At 42.6% G+C, this 21615-nt stretch carries 17 protein-coding genes; 12 read left to right on the top strand and 5 right to left on the bottom strand.

Translation table 11 applies throughout. The features are described 5' to 3' along the window. Nucleotides 1–30: 30 nt before the first annotated feature. From bamA to tilS, 9 genes are all read left to right on the top strand, one after another. Nucleotides 31–2517, top strand: a complete 2487-nt coding sequence (gene bamA / locus GNIT_RS11660; RefSeq protein WP_014109419.1) for an outer membrane protein assembly factor BamA — start codon at nucleotides 31–33, stop codon at nucleotides 2515–2517. 96 nt (nucleotides 2518–2613) lie between these two features. Continuing rightward, complete coding sequence (locus tag GNIT_RS11655; protein WP_014109418.1) at nucleotides 2614–3129, top strand: OmpH/Skp family outer membrane protein; 516 nt, start codon at nucleotides 2614–2616, stop codon at nucleotides 3127–3129. Nucleotides 3130–3325: 196 nt separating this feature from the next. Further along, complete coding sequence (gene fabZ / locus GNIT_RS11650; protein WP_014109417.1) at nucleotides 3326–3772, top strand: 3-hydroxyacyl-ACP dehydratase FabZ; 447 nt, start codon at nucleotides 3326–3328, stop codon at nucleotides 3770–3772. Nucleotide 3773: 1 nt separating this feature from the next. Then, nucleotides 3774–4544 (top strand): acyl-ACP--UDP-N-acetylglucosamine O-acyltransferase, encoded by a 771-nt coding sequence (lpxA, locus tag GNIT_RS11645; RefSeq protein WP_014109416.1) that lies wholly within the window; start codon nucleotides 3774–3776, stop codon nucleotides 4542–4544. 65 nt (nucleotides 4545–4609) lie between these two features. After that, nucleotides 4610–5791, top strand: coding sequence for a lipid-A-disaccharide synthase (gene lpxB, locus GNIT_RS11640; RefSeq protein ID WP_014109415.1), 1182 nt, complete (start codon nucleotides 4610–4612; stop codon nucleotides 5789–5791). Between the two features lie 24 nt (nucleotides 5792–5815). Then, complete coding sequence (gene rnhB, locus GNIT_RS11635; RefSeq protein ID WP_014109414.1) at nucleotides 5816–6457, top strand: ribonuclease HII; 642 nt, start codon at nucleotides 5816–5818, stop codon at nucleotides 6455–6457. A gap of 45 nt (nucleotides 6458–6502) precedes the next feature. After that, complete coding sequence (gene dnaE / locus GNIT_RS11630; protein WP_014109413.1) at nucleotides 6503–9922, top strand: DNA polymerase III subunit alpha; 3420 nt, start codon at nucleotides 6503–6505, stop codon at nucleotides 9920–9922. Between the two features lie 43 nt (nucleotides 9923–9965). Next, nucleotides 9966–10922: an acetyl-CoA carboxylase carboxyl transferase subunit alpha gene (gene accA, locus GNIT_RS11625; protein WP_014109412.1), complete on the top strand. Its 957-nt coding sequence runs from the start codon at nucleotides 9966–9968 to the stop codon at nucleotides 10920–10922. 168 nt (nucleotides 10923–11090) lie between these two features. Next, nucleotides 11091–12374 carry a tRNA lysidine(34) synthetase TilS gene (gene tilS / locus GNIT_RS11620; RefSeq protein WP_014109411.1) on the top strand — a complete coding sequence of 428 codons (1284 nt, stop codon included), beginning with the start codon at nucleotides 11091–11093 and terminating at the stop codon, nucleotides 12372–12374. Between the two features lie 72 nt (nucleotides 12375–12446). On the opposite strand, the gene GNIT_RS11615 is transcribed toward tilS, so the two are convergent. Further along, on the bottom strand, nucleotides 12447–13382 hold the full coding sequence (locus GNIT_RS11615) for a GGDEF domain-containing protein (RefSeq protein ID WP_014109410.1): 936 nt from the start codon (nucleotides 13380–13382) through the stop codon (nucleotides 12447–12449). A 344-nt stretch (nucleotides 13383–13726) separates the two neighbouring features. Here GNIT_RS11615 and GNIT_RS11610 point away from each other — a divergent pair, with 344 nt between their 5' ends. Both GNIT_RS11610 and ylqF read left to right on the top strand, forming a co-directional pair. Next, a complete protein-coding gene (locus GNIT_RS11610; RefSeq protein ID WP_085948149.1) occupies nucleotides 13727–15700 on the top strand; it encodes a monovalent cation:proton antiporter family protein in 1974 nt (657 codons plus the stop codon). Nucleotides 15701–15851: 151 nt separating this feature from the next. Then, the gene (gene ylqF / locus GNIT_RS11605; RefSeq protein WP_014109406.1) at nucleotides 15852–16853 is read left to right on the top strand and encodes a ribosome biogenesis GTPase YlqF; all 1002 of its coding nucleotides are present in this window, start codon (nucleotides 15852–15854) and stop codon (nucleotides 16851–16853) included. Nucleotides 16854–16882: 29 nt separating this feature from the next. Here the strand turns inward: ylqF and GNIT_RS11600 are convergent, their stop codons facing one another. Together GNIT_RS11600 and GNIT_RS11595 are read right to left on the bottom strand one after the other, a co-directional pair. Further along, complete coding sequence (locus GNIT_RS11600; protein ID WP_014109405.1) at nucleotides 16883–17824, bottom strand: M14 family metallopeptidase; 942 nt, start codon at nucleotides 17822–17824, stop codon at nucleotides 16883–16885. A gap of 15 nt (nucleotides 17825–17839) precedes the next feature. Further along, nucleotides 17840–18067, bottom strand: a complete 228-nt coding sequence (locus tag GNIT_RS11595) for a hypothetical protein (RefSeq protein ID WP_014109404.1) — start codon at nucleotides 18065–18067, stop codon at nucleotides 17840–17842. Between the two features lie 625 nt (nucleotides 18068–18692). Here GNIT_RS11595 and tadA point away from each other — a divergent pair. After that, on the top strand, nucleotides 18693–19316 hold the full coding sequence (gene tadA / locus GNIT_RS11590) for a tRNA adenosine(34) deaminase TadA (RefSeq protein WP_014109402.1): 624 nt from the start codon (nucleotides 18693–18695) through the stop codon (nucleotides 19314–19316). Between the two features lies 1 nt (nucleotide 19317). On the opposite strand, the gene GNIT_RS18220 is transcribed toward tadA, so the two are convergent. Both GNIT_RS18220 and mltF read right to left on the bottom strand, forming a co-directional pair. After that, a complete protein-coding gene (locus GNIT_RS18220) occupies nucleotides 19318–19470 on the bottom strand; it encodes a hypothetical protein (protein WP_014109401.1) in 153 nt (50 codons plus the stop codon). 462 nt (nucleotides 19471–19932) lie between these two features. Then, on the bottom strand, nucleotides 19933–21486 hold the full coding sequence (mltF, locus tag GNIT_RS11585) for a membrane-bound lytic murein transglycosylase MltF (protein ID WP_085948148.1): 1554 nt from the start codon (nucleotides 21484–21486) through the stop codon (nucleotides 19933–19935). Between the last annotated feature and the right edge of the window lie 129 nt (nucleotides 21487–21615).

Here is a 21615-nt window from a genome sequence, read left to right as displayed (position 1 = left end):
AAAAAACGTGTTTTGGAAGAATATTAGTAAATGAAGTGTAAACAGTTAGTTCTTATCGCCTTAATGGCATTTACCTCGTTATCATTTGCACAGAGTAAATCTGAATTTGTGGTAGAAGATATTCGCGTAATTGGTTTGCAGCGTGTTGCATTAGGTGCAGCCCTTACGTACCTACCAGTGCAAGTCGGCGATGAGTTAAACCCTTTCCGGGTTAGCCAGCTCATACGTTCACTTTATTCATCTACTCACTTCGAAAAGGTTGAAATATTACGCGACGGCAATGTCTTGGTTGTTCGTGTTTCTGAGCGTCCAACTATTAGTAATATTGTCTATGAAGGCAATGATGATATTAAGGATGAGCAGCTTCAAGATAGCCTGGAAAATTCAAATATCCGCGTTGGGGAGCCACTAGACCGAACAGTGTTGACTTCTATTGAAAATGGCTTGAAAGACTTCTTTTACAGTATTGGTAAATACAATGCTGAAGTGTCAGCCATCGTAACGCCTTTACCAAGAAATCGTGTCGACCTAAAGTTTTTATTCGAAGAAGGCGACGCCGCTAAAATTAAACAAATTAACATCGTCGGAAACGAAGTATTTGACGACGAAACATTGTTTGATGTGATGGAATTGAAGTTTGATACACCTTGGTGGGACTTTACGTCCGAAACGCGTTATCAACAGCAGACGCTGTCGGGTGACTTAGAAAACCTCACCAGCTACTACAAAGATCGCGGTTACTTGCGTTTTGCCGTTAGCACGACGCAAGTATCAATGACACCAGAAAAAGACGCCATCTATGTCGGTATGAATGTAGAAGAGGGTGAACAATACACTATCTCAGAAGTAGAATTAGTGGGCGACTTGCTTGGTTTCGAAGGTTTCTTAAATCAAGTGTTACCACTTTCTGCAGGTGAGTTGTACAATCAAGCAACCGTAACCTACACAGAAGAATTTATTAGTAAATATCTTGGTCGATTTGGTTATGCTTACCCAACAGTGACCACTATCCCAGATATAAATGATGAAGATAAAACGGTAAAACTATCGTTATCAGTTGACCCAGGCAAGCGCATTTACGTTCGTCGCATTAACTTCCAAGGTAACGTGATTACGGCTGATGAAGTATTGCGCCAAAACCTAAGCCAGCTTGAAGGCACTTGGTTGTCTGATAGTTTACTAGAAAGCTCGAAGGCATCATTGTCTCGATTAACGTACATGGAAACCGTTGATTTTGAAACTATCCGTGTGCCGGGGCAGGACGATAAAGTAGACGTTGAATTCAAAGTGAAAGAACAGGCCTCAGGCTCTTTCACAGCGGGCGTGGGCTATGGTGATAATACAAAGCTTAGTTTAAATGCCGGTATTCAGCAGGATAACTTCTTGGGTACAGGTAAACGTATCGGTCTTAATGTGTCTACAGTGTCTTATCAACAGTCAATTCAGTTAAATTACACTGACCCTTATTTCACCATTGATGGCATCAGCTTGGGTGGTAATATAGGCTACAGCAAATTTGATGGCGGTGACTTTGGTGTGGTTCAATATGACAGTAAGCGTTATCAGATAGGCGCAAACATTGGCTATCCAATTAACGAAGTAAACAGAATTAGCTTTGGCTTAACGTATGCTAATGTTGAGCTATCTAGCGACAATACATCATACGAACAAACCTCTCGTTTTTACGATCAATTTAGAAGCTTAGATGATCCTGATTCATCGATTAAGTATGAAAGCTTCTTAGCTTCAACAAGTTGGACACGCTCCACCTTAAACCGTGGTTTATTCCCGACAGATGGTTCTTCGCAGCGCGCATCATTTAGCATAACAACGCCTAATTCTGACGTTAATTACTTCAAAATGATTGCAGACACAAAATGGTACTTCGCGTTGAGTCAAAATCAACGCTGGTCGGTGCTGGCTAGAATGCGTTTAGGGTACGGTAATGGTTATGGCAGTAAGAACGGCACAGAACAAATATTACCCTTTACTGAAAACTTTACAGCAGGCGGCGCAGACACCTTGCGCGGCTTTGAAGATAATACTGTCGGTCCGCGCGGCGTGCAGCGAATTGCGTCGCAAATTGGAACCACGCCTCTGGGAACGCCTATTTTTGGTAGCCCAGATACTGATAGAATCGGCGTTTCACCTAGAAGTTTAGGTGGTAATGCAATGGCGATTGGTGGTTTAGAATTAATTGTACCGACGCCGTTTGTTGAATCTGAATTTGACAGTTCCGTGCGAACCTCTGTCTTCGTCGATGTAGGTAACGTATGGGATACCGAATTTGATTATGACGAATACAAAGATCTCAATTTCGTTGGTAGAACTGGAGAAGGTCAACCAGCCGTATTGGGTGACTACAGCGATTGGAGTCAGTTTAGAACATCTGCGGGCGTTTCAGTACAGTGGATTTCGCCAATGGGACCGCTTGTTTTTAGTTTCTCTAAGGAAATTAACTCACGAGACGGTGATAACCCCAAATTCTTTACGTTTAACATTGGCTCAACTTTCTAAAGCCCTTTTAACGTAGTATCATATAACAGATTAGAACTAAAATAGTTGGGTGCCAAGACGCCCAACAAAAAACGGAACAGACTAAAGGAGTTTCCATTGAAGACATTTACTAAAACACTTATCGCTGGGGCTATGCTTAGCTCTGCATTATTGAGCACAGCCGCTCAAGCAGCACAAAAAATCGGTGTTGTTGATGTGCAGGGTATTACACGTTCTTTGCCACAGTTTGCGGAAATCGCCCAAGTTGTGACTGCAGAATTCAAGGATCAAATCCAAGAAGTCAATACGCAAAGTGAAGAATACAATTTCTTAGTTCAAAAGCTACAGCGTGAAAGCGCAACAATGAGCGCTACTGAGAAGAAGAAACTAGAAGATCAAATTATTGCTCTACAAAAAGTTCTACAAGAAAAAACTGGCCCACTACAGCAAAATATGCAGCGCCGTGAACAAGAAGAGCAAAGAAAAATTCTTGGACTAGTTATGCAAGCTGTTGAGAAAATCGCTGCTGACGGTAAGTACGATATGGTTTTGAATCGAAGCACTACGCCTTTCGCAAAACCTGAATTCGATATTTCACAGAAAGTATTAGAGCAAGTAACGAAAGCTCAGTAATACGACATTTAGTCGCCAGTCGATAGTACCGATTGGAACATCTGCATTTATGGCGAATATCAGGCCAACCAATCGGTTGGTCTGATTTGTTTTTGCTCCTCAAAAGCGTATCTTATGCACCCAATTTGCAGAGCAAGAATAATAGAGTTAATGGCTATGGCGAAATCTACCCGCTTTCGGCCGCAAAGGAGATATTTTGGCAGACTCACAAAAAACTATCGACATCAAAGAAATCATGGAATTACTGCCACACCGGTATCCATTTCTACTCATTGATCGCGTAACAGATTACGAACTTGGCAAGTCAATTAAAGGGTATAAAAATATCACTTTTAATGAACCTTGTTTTACAGGTCACTTTCCAGGGCAGCCCATTTTTCCGGGTGTACTTATCTTAGAGGGTTTAGCTCAGGCAGCTGGTGTGCTCGGTTTTAAAACAATGGGCAGCAGCGATCAACTTTATCTTTACGCAGGTATCGATAAAGCGCGCTTCAAGCGTCCATGCGTGCCGGGTGATAAGTTAGAATATTCAGTTGAGCTGATCAAGGAACGCCGCGGTATTTGGAAGTTTTCTGGCGTCGCGTCCGTTGATGGTGCAGATGTTTGCACATCAGAATTTATGTGTGCAATGAGAGATATGTAATATGATCCATCCTTCATCGATAATAGCGGAATCAGCTAAAATTGGTAAAAATGTTCAAATTGGCCCATTTTGTGTCATTGGAGATAACGTAGATATTGGTGATAACTGCGTATTGACCTCGCACGTAGTCATCAAAGGGCATTCAAAAATTGGAATAAACAACGTTTTTTTCCAATTTTGTTCTATCGGTGAAGACTGTCAAGATAAAAAATATGCTGGCGAAACAACCTATCTTGAAATTGGTGACAACAACGTGTTCCGCGAATCCTGCACTATTCATCGCGGCACGACTCAAGACAAAGGGCTCACTCAAATTGGCAGTGGTAATTTGTTTATGGTGAATACGCATGTTGCGCATGACTGCATTTTAGGTGATGACAATATATTTGCAAACAACTGCACGCTGGCTGGTCACGTTCACGTTGGAAATCAAGTTATCCTTGGCGGCATGACCGCGGTTCATCAATTTTGCCATATTGGTTCGCACTCATTTACTGGCGGTGGTGCCATTGTATTAAAAGATATTCCTCCTTACGTCATGGTCAGCGGAATAAAACACATTCCGCAAGGCATTAATAGCGAAGGATTGAAGCGCCGAGGGTTTACGTCATCCGCTATAATGGCAATAAAACGGGCATATAAAGTTATTTATCGGAATGGGAATACCACAGATCAAGCGCTACCCTTGTTGAATGAAATGGCAGAATCTGAGTCTGATGTTAAAATCTTAGCCGACTTTGTCGCTTCATCAAAACGTGGCATCATTCGTTAAGTCGGATGAAAATAAACAAATCACCGAAAAGTCGAGCTCAGACTAATCAGTCACGGATAGACTAAATGACTGCAATTAATTTATCGCCTAAAAGCCCGAAGGATGACACAGTACTTCGCATTGGAATTGTTGCAGGTGAAGCTTCTGGTGACGTTCTTGCTGCGGGTTTTGTCGCAGTTTTAAAAGACATGTACCCTAATGCCATTTTTGAGGGTATTGGCGGCAAGCATCTTACAGCCCTTGGACTCAATTCTCTGTTTGATATGGAAGAGCTGTCGGTTATGGGGCTGGTTGAAGTACTCAAACATCTACCGCGCCTGCTGCATATTCGCAAAGCAGTAGTACAACATTTTCTTGATAACCCGCCTGATATTTTCATCGGTGTCGACGCACCTGATTTTAACCTAGCCGTTGAAGCCAAGCTAAAACAAGCCGGGGTGAAAACCGTGCATTACGTTAGTCCAACGGTGTGGGCATGGCGCGAATCGCGTATTCATAAAATTGCAAAAGCGACTAACTTGGTGTTGGGCATTTTCCCGTTTGAAGCGGATATCTATAATAAATACAAGGTGCCGTATCAATATGTTGGCCACACTATGGCAGATAGCATTCCATTAGTGCCTGACCAGCAAGAAAAAAGACAGCTTTTTGCATTAGACGGTGAAGACAAGGTATTGGCTTTACTGCCTGGAAGTCGAGCGCGAGAAGTTGATACACTGCTTCCTGATTTTATTAAAACAGCAGAATTGTTGACGCTCAGTTTACCTGCATTAAAAGTGATTATTCCTGCAGCAAATAATGCTCGGGAGGTTCAAATAAAGCAGTTGTTAAAGGCCCTAAATCCTAAAGTCGAAGTCGTGGTAACGCAGTTATCAGCGCGTGACGTTATGATTGCGGCAAATGCTGTTTTATTGGCTTCAGGTACCGCTACACTGGAAGCTATGTTATGCAAAAAACCGATGGTAGTGGGCTATAAAATGTCGAAAATGACGCATATGATTATGAAGCGTTTGTACAAACCAGATTATTTTTCATTGCCCAATATTTTAGCCAATGAAGCACTTGTGCCAGAGTTGTTGCAAGAAGATGTCAATCCACAAAATATGGCTGATAAATTAAGACCAATGCTAGAAAATGAACCTCACGCATTAATATCGCGTTTCACTCAGTTGCACAAAAGCTTACAGCTAAACGCTGACGAGCAGGCTGCTAAAGCGATCCAAGGCTTGTTGGTTAATCGCACATGAGTAAATATTTATGCCAATGTTTATATGAATAATATTTCATTAGACGCCATCAAAGCTGCAACACAGCGGTTTTCACTTGTTGCCGGTGTAGATGAAGTTGGTCGCGGTCCGTTGGTCGGTGACGTCGTTACTGCGGCGGTGATACTCGATCCTAAAAGACCAATACTGGGTTTAGCTGACTCAAAAAAATTATCAGAAAAAAAACGCAACGAATTAGCAGTACTGATAAAGCAAAACGCGTTATCATGGAGCATAGGTCGCGCTAATGTTTTGGAAATTGATCAGCTCAATATTCTGCACGCCACTATGCTCGCAATGCAGCGAGCAGTTGAAGGCTTGAATATTCAGCCTGAGCATGTGTTAGTTGATGGAAATCGTTGCCCTCCTTGGTCATATAGTAGTCATGCTGTAGTCAAAGGCGATGCGTTGTTTCCTCAAATTTCAGCAGCTTCGATCATTGCTAAAGTGACTCGGGATGATGAAATGGTAACGCTTCATAACCAGTATCCACACTATGGATTTGCAGCGCACAAGGGTTATCCGACGAAAGCGCACCTAGCGGCATTACAAGAGCATGGCCCACTGTCATGTTATCGACAAAGTTTTAAGCCTGTACAGAGCGTTTTAGCGCTGTGGCAAGGCGAGTTTCAGGATGAGGTAAAATAAGTGTCAGCCACTTTCGTACACTTACGAGTGCATAGCGATTACTCAATGCAGGACGGCTTGAACAAAGTAAAGCCGATCTTAGCAAAAACAAAATCCATGAATATGCCGGCAATTGCGATCACCGATCTCATGAATATGTGTGGCTTAGTGAAGTTCTATTCTGAAGCCTTTAATATTGGTGTAAAGCCGATTATCGGCTGTGATATATGGTTATTGTCACCGCATTTTCCGAATGAAATAACACGTTTAACCTTAATTGCTAAAAATATCAAAGGTTATAAAAACATCACCGAAATCATTTCCAAAGCCTATAGGCAAGGACATGTGCAGCATAAAGTTGTGGTGCGCCAAGAATGGCTTGCTGAATACGCAGAAGGTGTCATTGTGTTATCTGGCGCGTTAGCGGGCGATTTAGGCATAGCATTAACTAAAAATAATCCTGACATTGCTAATAATATCACCGCATTTTTTCAGCAATATTTTCATGAGCACTTTTATGTGGAATTGGTTCGCACCGGGCGTGATGGTGAAGAAGACTATATTCATCGCGCTGTCGAGTGGGCGGCTCAAAATGATCTGCCTGTTGTTGCAACTAATGAAGTTTGCTTCATCGACCAAATAGGTTTTGAACCACACGAAGTGCGAGTTTGCATTAGTGAAGGTTACACACTCGACGACAAAAGACGTCCTAAAAAACACAGCGAACAACAATATTTGCGCAGCGCTGAAGAAATGATTGAGCTGTTCAAGGATATTCCTTCAGCAATTGAAAATACGATTGAGATTGCTAAACGCTGCAACGCTGAACTTACGCTTGGCGAGTACTTCTTGCCGCAGTTTCCAACTGGCGACATGACCACTGAAGATTTCTTGGTGAAAGTGTCAGAAGAAGGCTTAGAACGTCGTTTAATCAAGATTTTTGCGGATGAAGAAGAGCGTAAGGAAAAACGCCCTGAGTATGACGAGCGTCTGGCAATAGAACTTAAAGTAATTAACCAAATGGGCTTTCCTGGTTACTTCTTGATCGTAATGGAATTTATCCAATGGTCGAAGGATAACAACATTCCGGTTGGCCCTGGACGTGGTTCAGGTGCAGGTTCACTCGTGGCTTATGCACTAGATATTACCGATCTTGACCCGCTAGAATTCGACCTACTATTCGAGCGATTCTTGAATCCAGAACGGGTATCAATGCCCGATTTTGACATCGACTTTTGCATGGATCGCCGCGACGAAGTTATCGACCATGTGGCGGACATTTACGGTCGTGATGCCGTATCACAAATTATTACTTTCGGGACAATGGCGGCGAAGGCCGTTATACGGGACGTTGGTCGAGTGCTAGGTCATCCATATGGCTTTGTAGACCGAATTTCTAAGTTAATACCCATGGATCCGGGCATGACCCTAGAAAAAGCATTTGCGGTAGAGCCTCGCTTACCCGAGCTTTATGAAGAAGACGAAGATGTAAAAGATCTTATCGATACGGCGCGTATTTTAGAAGGCGTGACTCGAAACGCAGGTAAACATGCGGGTGGGGTAGTTATATCACCCACTACGATTACGGATTTTTCGCCGCTCTATTGTGATGATACTGGCTCAAATCCCGTTACGCAATTTGATAAGAACGACGTTGAAACAGCGGGTTTAGTTAAGTTCGATTTTCTAGGTTTGCGCACGCTGACCATTATTCAGTGGGCAATTGATATGGTTAAAGAGGTACAGGGTATCGATATCGATATTACCCAAATACCTTTAGAAGACCCCAAATGCTTTAGAGTGCTGCAGAAGGCTGAAACAACGGCGGTATTCCAACTAGAATCTCGCGGCATGAAAGACTTGATTAATCGTCTGAAGCCCGATTGTTTTGAAGATATTATCGCTCTCGTTGCATTATTCAGACCCGGCCCGCTGCAGTCAGGCATGGTTGATAACTTTATCGACAGGAAGCACGGACGTGAGGCCATTTCATATCCAGATGCTGAATATCAACATGAGTGTTTGCAAGAAATTCTTGAACCAACCTACGGCATTATCTTATACCAAGAACAGGTTATGCAGATTGCGCAGGTTATGTCGGGTTACTCACTTGGCGGAGCTGACTTGTTGCGCCGTGCAATGGGCAAGAAAAATGCACAAGAAATGGCCAAACAACGAGCTTCATTTGAGCAAGGAGCTGCTGATAACAACATTGATCCCGAGCTATCGATAAAGATATTCGACTTGGTTGAAAAATTTGCAGGTTATGGTTTTAACAAATCACACTCAGCGGCCTACGCATTGGTGTCCTATCAAACGCTATGGTTAAAAACACATTATCCAGCTGAATTTATGGCTGCTGTGATGTCGGCAGATATGGATAATACCGACAAAATTGTGACCTTAGTTGACGAGTGCGGGCACATGAATATCGATATTCTACCGCCGGACCTTAACGCAGGTGAATACAAGTTTACTGTGAATAGCGACGGCCAAATTGTTTATGGTATTGGCGCGATTAAAGGCGTCGGTGAAGGACCTGTTGAAGCTATTATTGAGGCGAGAGAGCAACAAGGTAAGTTTAAAGACCTATTTGATTTTTGTGCCAAGGTTGACGTTAAACGAGTTAACAAGCGAGTACTTGAGAAATTAGTACTGAGCGGCGCGATGGATAATCTAGGTCCGCACAGAGCCGCGTTAATGGCTACCATCAAAGATGCACTAAACGCGGCGAGTCAGCACGCAAAGGCAGAGCTTGCTGGTCAAGCCGATTTATTTGGTGTGCAGATAGAGTCTGAAGAAGACATTACCAGCGCATTCGCAAAAGTGCCTAAATGGTCAGAAAAAGTATGGTTGGATGGCGAAAAAGAAACCTTAGGGCTATATTTAACTGGCCATCCAATTAATCAATATTTGAAAGAAATAAAGCAATACACTGATGGGCGCCTAGCCGACCTAACACCGACCAATCGCGATCAGTTTATTAGTACCGTAGGACTCGTGATTGGTGTTCGCGTGATGACCAATAAAAAGGGTCGCCGATGGGGAATTGTGACATTAGACGATAAGTCTGCGAGAATGGACGTTAGATTTTATCCAGATATGTACGAACAGTTCGAATCTGTGCTGGTTTCGGATAATTTATTGTGGGTAAAAGGACAGGTCAGCTTTGATGAATTTTCAGGGGGCAATACAATAAACGCAAAAGATGTGTTAACTATTGTTCAAGCTCGCTCTAAATACGTAAAGCAATTAAAAATAAGTATCCCGGAAAAGTTGTGTACTTTGTCAACAGTCGCTAAAGTGCAGGGGATATTGCAAGTTTATAAGAATGGTACCTGTCCGCTGCATATTCATGTAGAGCATGAAGATGTTGAGGTTACTATTGCATCGGGTACACAATGGTGTGTAGAGCCTGAAGAACAATTACTAGTTGAGTTGCGCCACATATTGGGCGCAGAGCAAGTTAACTTAGAATTTAACTAAAAGCCTAGCGTTATCTAGGTTTTACAATCTGTTAGGATAAATCATGAGTGGACATTTTTTGGATTTCGAGCAGCCTATTGCTGAGTTAGAAGCCAAAATTGAAGAACTACGTATCGTCAATCAAGGCGGCGAGTTCGACGTGAGTATAGAAGAAGCAATTGGTAAGCTAAGAGAAAAATGCTCTGAGCAAACCAAAAAAGTGTTTTCAAATTTAGGTGCTTGGCAAATTTCACAAATTGCCCGTCATCCTATGCGTCCCTATACTCAAGACTACATCAACAATATGCTGACCGATTTTGATGAGTTGGCTGGCGATCGCGGATATGCTGACGACAAAGCCATTATTGGTGGTCTCGCAAATTTAGATGGTATACCCGTGATGGTCATTGGACATCAGAAAGGCCGCGACACGCAAGAGAAAATCAAGCGTAACTTTGGTATGCCAAAACCAGAAGGATACCGCAAGGCACTGCGTTTAATGCGCATGGCAGAGCGCTTTAACCTACCTATCATTACCTTTATCGATACTCCGGGTGCATATCCGGGAGTTGGCGCAGAAGAGCGCGGGCAAAGTGAAGCAATAGCAATGAACCTCAAGGTCATGGCTGAACTTACTGTTCCGATTATTTGTACCGTGATTGGTGAGGGCGGCTCCGGTGGTGCGCTTGCCATTGGTGTCGGCGACAGAGTAAATATGCTGCAATACAGTACTTACTCGGTTATTTCACCCGAAGGTTGTGCATCCATCCTATGGAAGAGTGCTACAAAAGCACCAATTGCAGCTGAGGCAATGGGTGTTACTGCACCGCAAATTAAAGCGCTTGGCTTGATTAACAACATTGTAGAAGAGCCTTTAGGCGCAGCCCATCGAGATTATGTAGGCATGGCCGCAAATTTGAAAGCGGTGTTAAAGCAGCAGCTGTCGCAGCTACAAACGTTACCAGTAGATACCTTATTGGAAGAGCGCTACGAGCGACTTATGTCTTTTGGTTATTGTTAGTTGTAGCGTAGAGCGACTAACGTGTTGTTAGGCTAGTATTGATATTCTTAAAGCTATCAACATCAGCAATACAAGGCGCGTTAGAAAAAGCTATTTAATGGGCTAGGGTATTATTCACTTAGCCAATTAGCTCCACTGACCTTACTTACTTCACTAAATGGAATTGGCATGTCGACAAATTCACAGCTCGTAAAAACTATTCAGAGCTGTGTATCTCCCCATTTTTCATCCGTTACTGTAGCCTTAAGCGGTGGAGTAGATTCTGCCGCTATGCTGCACGCTTGTGCAACTATTCGTGAGCAATCAGACCTTCCTTTTAGTGTTAATGCCATTCATATACATCATGGGCTTAGTCCTAACGCAGATGAATGGTTGGCATTTTGCCATCAGCTTTGTGAGCAGTTACATATTCCATTTCAATATCAAAAAGTTCTAGTTCAAGTTGCGCCTCGGCAGAGCTTGGAGGCTGTCGCCAGAAATGCGCGTTATGCTGCGCTAGATAAACTGGCGCCTGCTGGTTCATTAGTGTTGCTGGCCCAGCATGAAGACGACCAAGCCGAAACTGTGCTACTGCAGCTAAAGCGAGGTGCGGGGCCTAAAGGACTCAGCGGTATGGCTGAACGCTTTACTAAATCTAGTTCGGTGCAGTATGCGCGGCCTTGGGTTAATTCAGGTGTTGGCAAACAAGAGATACTTCGCTATGCAGAGCAGCACAAATTAAGTTGGGTGGAGGATGAATCGAATCAGAATACATCCTTCGATCGCAACTTTTTACGCAACGATATTATGCCCATGCTTAAAGACAAGTGGCCACAAATAAGTAAGACCATTAGTCGAAGTGCATGGCTTTGTGCCTCACAAAATCAACTGGTTGAGACAATGGCGAGCGAAGCGTTGCAAAAAATTCAAAATGACGAGTGCGCTCTGTCATTGTCCGGATTATCGATCCTTCCCAATGCATTGGCCGCCGAAGTAATCAGGCTGTGGAGCTCAATTCAGATTGGTTTAACGGTTTCTGCAGCTCAACTGCATGAAATTCAGAAGCTGTGTGTGGCGAAAGCGGATCAAAAAGGCCGCGTTCAGGTAGAGAATTGGCAATGTCGAAGTTTCAATCAATACTTACTTTGGGTAGGGTTAGATGATGTGGTCGAAATGCCATTGCCGAACCAGCACGTTGAGATTGAAATTAACTCAAAAATAGAGCGCATGGAGGTAACTTACGGTGATTTACATCGAAGAGTAAGCCTATTCGCCAATCGTCCCACAAAAACGCTTAAAGTCTGGATGAAGGAGGCTGGCGTCAAGCCTTGGAAACGCATGGCTATGCCCATTATTTGCCTCAATGAGCAAATTGTTGCCGTTCAATTGGGTGACAAACTAGTTGTAAACGAGCAATTTAAGGATAAAGCCCTTACACCATCTGCAATGAAGAGTCTCATCGAACAAATATAGCGCCATGGCAACTTGTTGCCTTAGCGCGGTTCATCATTTATTAGCAATTTTTGAACTAAACAGCGGCAACGTTTAGGCCGCTTTAAATAAATTTTTACCGGCGTGCTTCGCATCATACAAGGCCATATCCGCACGTTTGAACAAACTTGCTTGTGTATCCGTCTCACGGAAGGTTGTGGCACCAACGCTAGTGGATACTTGATGCTGCGTAAATAAAGTGTGTTCAGCCGTTGCCTTTTGGATGCGTTTAGCAACTTGCTCATTAGCCTCATGATCACTGTCGATTAGTAAGCAACAAAACTCGTCACCACCAAATCTAAAGGCGTGATCAGAGTCACGCAATGAACCTGTCAATAAATTTGCAAACTCAATAAGTACTTCATCACCTTGCTGGTGGCCGTGGCGGTCATTCACTTGCTTAAAATTATCTAAGTCGAGGATAAGTAGGCCGAACGAGTGCTCATTGCGTAAACTCATGCTGATTAATTTATGCAGTGAATCATTGAAATGCGAACGATTGCACAAGCCCGTCAGCATATCTTTAGTTGCGAGTTGACGAATTCGGTAATACTCCAAAGCATGTTTCAATCCCATCGCATATATCGAATGCAATTCGGATAATAATTTACGTTGAAGAGGTGACAGAACTTGAGAAAATACATAGGACAATTGAGCGTGCTGCGGCGCACCTAAGGGATGGCCATAATCCAAGGTGATTTTCATGCTTCGAGCGTTTTGTACCGAATTACCAAAAAATAAATTTTGTTCTGCAAAGCATATTTTTATTGACGTGCAGGGGAGTTTAGAACTTAGCAATTCAAAATACTTTTTTGCCAATTCTTCTAACTCTATGGTTTGAAGCATCCGACGCATAATGGTGGACGATTCACTGTTTGATAGCACCGTGTTCAATCTCATATCGTTGTATTCAAATGCGGGAGCGATAATGGGCTCATGCATAGGAACATCCTTAGACTCATTCACTTCGTTTACTGCAAGGATATCCATTTTTAACTCCAGATAGACTTCGCGTGATGTATTTATTCACTTATTTGATTCGCTTGTTTCATTCACTTAAGCGAGTTTAAATTCCAAAAGTGTCGCTTTATTGACGATGACATTGATTTAAAAGGTATGTTGCATTCAAAAATTATGCGAACATCAATAAATCGAACAATAAAAGAACAATTAAGCCGTGTTTTATGGTGGCTTAGTGTTTTGGAGCTTTGATCTTGCTATTGAATCTGAATTTTATGTTTCTACAGACCTTTTAGATAAACTCATAGCAATAGTCGTGCCCATTTTTAGAGCAAGTCGTTTGTGTTTTTTATTTTTCGAAATAGGGGGGCGTTTTGGACCAAGTTTTTATTAATATCATTGCTTTAATGGCACTGTCCGTATTTTTGGTGTGGTGTTTCAAACGTGCGGGTTTGCCTGCCATACTGGCATACCTGTTTGTTGGTGTAATGGCGGGTCCTGAAGTTCTGTCGCTGTATAACGATCCAGAGCAAATGCATCTATTGGCAGAAGTGGGTATTGTATTTTTGCTGTTTTCGTTAGGCTTAGAGTTTTCACTGCCCAAATTGATTGCGATGCGCAATTTAGTGTTTGGTGTGGGCGCAGGCCAAATGCTGTTAACTACTGCTATCTTTGCTGGTATCGCATTGCTGTTTGGTCAATCAATTAGCACTTCCATTATTATTGGCGGCATGGTTGCTTTGTCGTCTACTGCTATCGTCATAAAACAAATAGATGATGCAGGTCGTCTCAATACACCGCGCTCACAAATGGCCGTCAGTATATTGCTTTTTCAAGACTTAGCGGTCGTGCCCTTTCTTATTGCTATTCCTCTACTCGCAGCAGGTTCTGAACAGAGCGTTGGTTTTGCATTACTCATGGCGCTGCTCAAAGGCGTTGTTGTGGTGGTTTTATTATTGTCGGTTGGTCGTTGGCTTTTGCCGCGCATTTTCAATGAAGTTGCTCGTACCAGAACCGATGAGTTATTTGTCCTTACCACTATTCTTGTTGCCTTATTAGCAGCAGGCACTACCTATGCCTTTGGCTTGTCGATGGCACTTGGTGCTTTCTTAGCTGGAATGATGCTGAGTGAATCGCAATACCGACATCAACTTGAGGCCGATATTCGTCCGTTTCGCGACATCCTGATGGGCTTGTTTTTCATTACGGTAGGGATGAAATTGGAGCTGAATGTGTTCATCTTTGAGTTTCATTGGGTGTTGCTGGGATTGGTAGTCATGGTGGTACTTAAAACCTTAGTAGTGAGCCTAAGCGCCTTTATCGCTCAGCAAAGTAAACAGGATGCTTGGGCGGCAGGGATGAAGCTGGCGCAAATGGGGGAGTTCAGTTTTGTTATTGCTGCCCTAGCGGCACAGAACGAGCTTATTAGCTCGCAGCAATCTTCAATGATAATCAGCGTTGGTTTGTTGAGTATGGCAATCACACCGTGGTTAATTAATATGAGCGGAAAGTTTGCACAATGGATTGCCCCTAATAAAGACATTGAGGATATATCAGCTGAAATAATTCAATCTGAAGATAAGGACTTAGCTAATCATGTACTTATTTTGGGGTTTGGGCGAGTGGGACAATCGGTTGCGCGCATGCTGAAGCTTGAAGGGATAGAGTATGTTGCGCTCGACTTTGATCCGGTTCGTGTACATGAAAGCCGCTCGGCCGGTCAAAACGTGATGTTTGGCGACGTAGCGCAGCGCGACATGCTGAAATCCGCCGGCATAGCGAATGCACAATTAGCTTTGATCACCTTTGACCATCATGACAAAGCGCTAAGAGTGGTCAATGCAATTACTGATTTAAGACCGGGTTTACCCGTGGTTGTTCGCACCAGAAAAGACTATTTGTCTGATGATTTCTATTCGGCGGGTGCGTCGCAGGTAGTGCCTGAAATGCAAGAAGGTAGCTTAATGTTGGTTTCGCAAGTATTACATTATGCTGGCGTTCCGATGTCGCGGATTTTGAAACGTGTGCGCAATGAGCGCAAAAAAGGCTATCAGCATATGCACGGTTTTTTTCCGGGTGAAACTACTGAGATTAGCTACGGAACAAAAGATAAGCTTGAATTTATTCATGCCGTTTCTATTAGCAACGGTGCTTTTGCGGTCAACAAAACTATCAAGGAACTAGATATTGAGCGTCGCAAAGTCAGAGTCACTGGATTGAGGCGCAATAATAAAGAAATAGAAGACCCAAATGCTGACACGCTTATCTTTGCCAACGATGTATTGGTGATTTCTGGAAAGCCCAGAAGGGTTGAGCGTATTGAGCATTTCTTACTGTATGGCAAGTGAGGGAGCAATTAAAGAGGGTAATTGATGACGGCAGTGGCAGATTATAGTTAAGTAAGGAAACAGAGCAAGACAGTGAGGCCGGGAAATTAATCAGGTAAATTTAATTAAATGCAGTAAAATACCCGCATTCACAATTTTTAGGATAGTCGATTTGGCCGTTCATTGGTTCCCAGGGCATATGCACAAAGCCCTAAAAGAAATAAAAGAAGCGCTTGGTCAGGTAGATATTCTGATTGAGGTACTCGATGCGCGTATTCCGTATTCAAGTGAAAACCCTGAAATAGCAAAAATTAGAGGCGACAAACCTTGCCTCAAAATTCTTAATAAGGCCGACTTAGCTGATCCTGAAACCACCGCTAAGTGGCAAGCGCATTTAGAGGAGGAGCGGGGTGTTAAAACCTTCACAACATCCACCGACAACACAGCGAAAACCAAACAAATCATAGAGTTAATACGTAAAACTTGTGCGCAAAAAGATGCCTCAGTTAAAACGATTAACGCAATGATCATGGGTATTCCCAATGTTGGAAAGTCGACCCTCATCAATATACTTGCCGACCGTGTTATCGCCAAAACAGGCAACGAACCTGCAGTCACGAAAAATCAGCAGCGCATTAATTTAGGCAGCGGTATCGTTTTGTTCGACACCCCTGGTGTGCTTTGGCCAAAGCTTGAAAATCCAAACACAGGTTATCGACTGGCTGCTTCAGGTGCAGTTAAAGACACTGCAATGGAATACGACGATGTTGGTTTTTATGCGGCAGATTACTTAATTAAAGCCTATCCAGACTTGATGAAAGAGCGCTTCAAAATTGATGATTTACCTAATACTGAAATTGAGTTTTTAGAACTTGCAGCGGCTAAACGAGGCGCCTTAATGGCAGGTGGGCGAGTTAACTTGCACAAGATATGTGAAGTGCTTATCAACGAGCTACGCTCAGGAAAACTAGGTCGGATAACCCTCGAAACGCCAGAAATGTTGATTCAAGAAAAGAAAGAAATGGCAGATGCGGCAGCTAAAAAAATAACGGATAAAGAACAGCGTAAACAGAAATTTAAGGATGGCTCCTTAACGCCAGATAAAAAAGATAGAAAAGAAAAACGCGAAGAAAAAAGAGCGGAACAAAGCGCACGAATGAAGAAGCGCAAATAGCGCTCCTTCTCTGACTTTAGTCAAAACGGCTAACGTAAGTTGCTCGCGATAGCATATTCCAAGGCACCTTTGATTGCGGCAACTTGTGCTTTACTGCAAATCTCTGGCGTCGCATTTGGACTATCGGGATAGACTTCTGTTGTGCTCACATAGATTGCATCAGTAAAGCCACCGCATAAAAAAAGTGGCTTTTTATCATAGTTTATGACGCCAAATTGCTCTATCTTTGAGCCAATTATTTTACCACTGCTGTCAGCGTCGGCAATATGAGTCACTTGCTTTACTGCATCGATAATTGCGGTTTGAAACCTAGGCTGCGGACGAGCACTATCACCGACGGTATAAAAGCCATCAGGAATTTCCCAAAGACCTTGTTCAATGGCATCTCGTGCCGCCAATGCAGGACGAAACTCAGAGTTATCTGTGTCAGTTGTTTCATGCAAATCAATATGCATGAGGATATTTAAACCCAAGTCACTTACGCATTTCATCGCTAGATTTGCTTCGTCTGCTGGGCCTTCACTATAGAACGAACGATTTGGGTCAATAGCATACGGATTCCAACGATTGATAGTTTCGTATCCCCACGGACTAATACAAGGTAAGACCAATACGTTGACTGTATCTGAATAGCTTGTGGCCGCGTTTTCAATAAAATCTAAAGCACCATGAACACCGCTTGTTTCATAGCCGTGAACACCACCAGTTACTAAAATGGTTGGACGGTCATTCTCGAACTTACCTGCTTTAACGCAATATAAGGGGTAGTTAGAGAAGCCTAAATTTGCGTACCCCAGTTCCCCGTATTTTATTAACTCGTAGTCACTTTTATTGAGTGTCAGTAGCCTCTTCTCAACGTCGTCAAAGTAGCTTCGTTTTTTACTCTGTGCTGATAGCCACTGTAGCTTCTCATCAGTGTCCCAAGCTCTGCCTGGTGTGCCAATCGGATATTCGGGGTCAAGAGTTGTCATGTATTATTTGGCTTCCTATTTTAGATCTGCAAACTGTTTATTTAAAGAGTACTTTTCATCAGTTACTATGCGTTCGAGTGTTGCAATTCGCTCATTCATCTTTTGAATTTGCACCTGCATGTCATCACGCTCTTCTTTATTAAACTTATTAGATTCTTTGATTTTTTTATTTGATAAAGTGGATATGATACTGGTTATCCCGCCCACAACAATTGCTACAATAAAAATCGCTGTTAAATTCATCCTGATTCTCCTGTTGATATTTTTCGACAAGCAAAGTCACTGTTAGTCTTTCTATAATGGCTCATCACGGTTTTGATAATTTTAATTACGCAAAAATATCGACACCGTTTGCACATCCTTATCATTAATAGTAGGTATTTCATCCCGACTAATAAAGTCTTATCTGCACAAGGTAGACATTTTTGCGCCGCAGTGCAAATATGTTGAGGTGCAACTTACTTGCTATCATTATGCCATCTGCTATCGCTCTAGCCGTATTTGTGAGCATACTGTCGTGATTTGCCTTACATCCGATAATAGCATCTGCAAAAGCTTTGCCAAAAATAAAAAACCTATAAAATCAGTGGTTTATTTTTTAAAAGACCCGTACAGGCATTTGGTTCTTAGCGAAACGACTAATAATAGGTGAATTTGACCAATCTTCACAAGCCATTCAACTTAATTTTTAGCGGCGCATATAGCAGTCCAATACCATTATCACGTGACACAACAAAACCACCTTAGTATCATCACCAAAGGGCCAGGTTCCTTGAAACAAAAACCAAGGGGCCAGAGTACTTGAATCAAAGAAACTTTTTTTACCAAACTATTTTACGCAATATTTATCTAACCAAGCGATATATGAATGGCAAATACTGATAAAGCGCAGCCCGTAAAAAGTGCGCAAGCTGCACATGAAACTCGAGGCCAAAGTGCAAAGAAGAGCAATCAACAGAAAAAATCAAGCCTCAAGAGCTGCAATAGCACTGCTATTAAAGTGCGTGATTGGTCTGACGATGGTAGCAATGAAGTAGATGCGTCTTACATGCGTCAAGCCATGCTGCTAGCAGAGAATGCGCAGGCGATAGGCGAGGTTCCAGTGGGCGCTATTGTGGTCGTTGATTCGCTTATCATTGGACAAGGTTATAACCAATCGATCACAACACACGACCCATCAGCTCATGCCGAAATGCTCGCAATGAGGGAAGCTGCAAAAAACCTGCAAAACTATAGATTAGTCGATGCCACGCTCTACGTAACGTTAGAGCCATGCCCTATGTGCGCAGGACTTTTGGTTCACGGACGGGTGAAACGTATTGTATTCGGTGCTTACGATCAAAAAACGGGAGCCACGGGGACAGTAATGAACCTTGTTCAGCACGCGTCATTGAATCACAAAATAGAAGTCACCGGCGGTTGTTTACAAGATGAATGTAGTGCGCAAATTTCAGATTTTTTTAAGCAGAGAAGGAGGCAGAAGAAGAGTTGAGTTAACTTGCTTGACTCCACTCTTCCTGCAGTTCTGTAATTGCAAATTGCTTGCGACGCGCCATCACTCTTTGATGAGCTCTTTTCAGCATAGTTCTGCGTTGTGTATTCGCTCTCAGTCTACGAGAAGCGGTGAAGCTTTTATTTCTTTTCATATATCTCTCTTATGTTTTCGATTAATTTTTAATTGTCCAATGATTTAGTTTGAAATCACAGGCAAATATGTTTCATGCGCCGTGCTGTTCATTTCTAGTCCATAATCTGCACCTCAACCCTTATATTAAAAAGTACAGGTAAGCAATGAACGTAACTATGATAACAATATACCACTAAAGTTCAATTTAACGGCTGCAAACAACGATCGTCTCACTCTACAGTAAATATAAATACAATCAAACCGTTAGGAATAGTTTCCGTTTATTCCTTCGCATAAAACGATGATGGCCAGACACAGTATTCAACAGCGCTATTAAGAAATGATGCAGCAATTATGAGACCAACTTGATGACATTTAAATGACGGTTCGGTGACAAGGTGCTTACAACGAGTAATATTCAACACAGAGATGAATGCTTTGATGGCTTTATGAAGTACAAAAAAATAGTTGATTTGACGATTTATTCTTTTGTTTCTTCAGGTTTATTTTCTGGGGGAGTATCATTGGTATTACCGTCACTATTCTCAAGTTCAGCCTCATCCAATGGTTCCTCAGGAGCGATGGGTAAATCCTCAATAGAAGGAAGCTCAGTTTGATCCTCTAGCCAAATCAAGGTGTCGTAATAGCGGCGAATGTTATCTACGTAATTGACCGCTTCGTCTCCGCGCGCGTATCCATACCTTGTTGATTTATAGAACTTCTTTTGTCTGAGCAGTGGTAAGTGCTTTTTTACGTCTACCCATAAGTCTGGATTATAACCTTGGCCTTCGGTTATTTTTCGAGCATCTTCTAAGTGTCCCAAACCCACGTTGTATGCGGCTAGCGCCATCCACGTTCTGTCCGGATACTGAATGCGTGCAGGTATTCTGCGTAACAAACTACTAAAGTATCTTGAACCGCCGCTGATACTCTGTTCAGCATCAATACGTGAGGTCACGTTCATGTCTTTCGCTGTGCCTAAGGTCAGCATCATCATGCCACGTACGCCCGTGGGCGACTTCGCTCTCGGTTTCCAATGACTTTCTTGATAGCTCATTGCGGCAAGCAGGCGCCAGTCATTTTCACCGGCATAAGCTTCAAATAACTCTCTATAGGTTGGCAGAGTTCGATCGACGGCTCGCATAAACGCGCGTGTATCAACATAATCGAATGTTTGAATGTGGCCGAAGTACTTGTCTTCAAGTGCACTTAAGAAGCCACTCGTTTGGATGCTTCCAAAGTATTCAATCAACGCTGCTCGCAATGAATCGTCGGTGTCTTTATTTAACAGCCATCCAATTTGCAAGGTATCTGTGACGGAAAAACCAATACCAAGATTGGGGTAGCGTCTGCGAGCAACGGCTAAGATATTTGAGTCCGAAATGGTATAATCCAATTCATCCTTAGACACCATTTCTAATAATTCTTCAATGTCTTTTTCATCGGTTTCACGCCAAAAAATAGCGTCATCTTCGTCGATTATTGAAACCAGGGGTTCTCGATAAAGATCATTGGCTACAATCGTGAGGTCGCCCTCTAACTGCTTTATATCCCGCGGGCGGTCTTCTCCTTTTTTATAGACCAGCTCAAAATTAACTGATTGGTAAGCGGGACCAAAACGGTATTTCAATTTTCGCTGTTCTGTCATTGTCACATTAGCGGCTATTAAATCAACCTGGTGGTTATCTAATTGCGGTAGTAATTCTCGGTATGAATAATACGGATAAACTTCTAGTCTTACTCCCATGAAATCAGCAAAACCTTGGGCTAATTCAAATTCGAAGCCTTCGGGCGATGTTGAACCATTGTAATAAGTTGTTCTTCCGTAAACTGAGCCGACTTTCAACACACCTGACTCTAAAATGGAGCTTAATGATGATGATGGTTCTGGTTGTGAACAGCTACTTAACGCTAAAAACGCGCAAGCAGAAAGGGAACCCGCAATTACCTTTTTGAATTGCTTGGTTATTTTTGCTTTGGATAACGGCGAACCGAACGTGCTCATTATCGATAATATCTGCGTTTTTGATTTCATAAATGCCATTGTGACTAAATTTAAGCAAAGCATCCAGTAAGTTATTGCAAAAAAAGTAAAATTCTACAGACATCATCACTTATCAACCGCCTGCTTTTACTCTATAATCTGGCGTCAATTGCTGACCTT

The organism is Glaciecola nitratireducens FR1064, assembly GCF_000226565.1.
In the GTDB taxonomy this organism is placed as follows: Bacteria; Pseudomonadota; Gammaproteobacteria; order Enterobacterales; family Alteromonadaceae; genus Glaciecola; species Glaciecola nitratireducens.
Note: the sequence above shows the minus strand (reverse complement) of the source record. Positions and strands in the feature narration are given on the sequence as shown.